A 1,480-nucleotide genomic window follows, 5' to 3' on the forward strand; every position below is an offset into this window, starting at 1 on the left:
TGAACCGCACCCCGATTGTTGGACTGAAGTAATTCAGATTCGATGATCGGAGGTGCGGTTTCTCATGTCAGGGGATCGCAGGCGTCATTATGATGACGAGTTCATGCGTGCCGTAGCCGGCGCGATTCGCGAGGGTGCCGGCAGGGTTTCTCTCGCGAACCGGTTTGGAGTGTCCCGCAATACCACGCGAAAATGGGTGTTGTCATACCGGATCGGCGGGGAGGCGGCGCTCATGGGAGAACGCGGCGGCAATCGCAAATACGACTACGAGACCAAGCTGGCGGCCGTGCTCGACCATGTGGAGCATGGCCTGACCAAGGCCGAGGTCATGGAGAGATACGGGATCGCCAGCATCGCCCCGTTGGAACGCTGGTGCCGGGATTACCGGACTGGAGGCCCGGACGCGTTGCGCCCGAAGCCGAAGGGCAGGCCGAAGGGCGCGAGGTCCAGGCCGAAACCGGAACCCACGCGCGAGCGGCTCCTCGAGGAGGAGAACGCGTATCTGCGGGCCAGGGTCGCGTACCTGGAAAAAGCCCGCGCCCTGCTGGCGTCGAAATCACCAACCGGGAGCGGTCGGTGATCGTCTCGGCGCTGGCGGGGCTTGGATACCGGCTCGTCCACCTGCTGAGGGCGGCCGGGCTGGCGAGGAGCACGTACTACCATCACCTGTCGCATCCGGCCGCCGTCACCCGGCCCGACATCGAGCCGACGGTCGCCGAGATCTTCCATCGCACCCCGAACGGGTGCGGGCACCGGCAGATACGCATGTGCCTCGTGCACGAGTTCGGCGTGAGGGTGAGCCACAAGAGCGTGCTCAGGGTCATGAGACGCATGGGATTGCGATGCGCCATACGCAGGCCGAACCCGTGCCGGAAGTACAGTTCGTACAAGGGCGACACGGGAGCGGGGACGCCGAACCTGCTGGAACGGGACTTCGCGGCCGACCGGCCCTGGATGAAGCTCGGCACGGACGTCACCGAGTTCAAGGTGGCGGGAGGCAAGGCGTACCTCGCGCCCGTGTACGACATGGGATCCAAGGAGATCGTCGCCTGGGACGTCAGCCGGCGTCCCGACCTCGCCCAGCAGCAAAGGCTGCTCGCCATGCTCGAGACACGCCTGCCCGGGGACGCGACCCCGATCCTGCACTCGGACATGGGATGGCAGTACCAGCACCAATGGTGGCGCAACCGGCTCGAGGAACTGCGCATCCGCCAGTCCATGAGCCGCAAGGGCAACTGCATCGACAACGCCGCGACCGAGCAGGTGTTCGGCCACCTCAAGGACGAGTACTACACCGGACGCGAGTTCGACTCCTACGAGGAATTCAAGACCGGACTGGACGCGTACATCATCCACTGGAACACCAGACGACGCCAGAAACAACTGGAGGGACACACCCCGGAGGAATTCCGGAACATGTCCCTCACAGCCTAATCAGGTACCCTTAATAAACCACATCCAACAATCGGGGCGCAGTTCA

At 64.0% G+C, this 1,480-nt stretch carries 2 protein-coding genes; both read left to right on the forward strand.

Going from position 1 to position 1,480, the window contains the following annotated elements; genetic code table 11:
- The first annotated feature begins 64 nt into the window (after nt 1-64).
- Nucleotides 65-580, forward strand: a complete 516-nt coding sequence (locus CSQ85_RS12900; RefSeq protein ID WP_150384352.1) for a helix-turn-helix domain-containing protein — start codon at nt 65-67, stop codon at nt 578-580.
- Nucleotides 580-1,434 carry an IS3 family transposase gene (locus CSQ85_RS12905; RefSeq protein ID WP_150384353.1) on the forward strand — a complete coding sequence of 285 codons (855 nt, stop codon included), beginning with the start codon at nt 580-582 and terminating at the stop codon, nt 1,432-1,434. Before CSQ85_RS12900 ends, CSQ85_RS12905 begins: the two co-directional genes overlap by 1 nt.
- Nucleotides 1,435-1,480: the final 46 nt, after the last annotated feature.

The organism is Bifidobacterium rousetti (assembly GCF_008698235.1).
Taxonomy (GTDB): Bacteria; Actinomycetota; Actinomycetes; order Actinomycetales; family Bifidobacteriaceae; genus Bifidobacterium; species Bifidobacterium rousetti.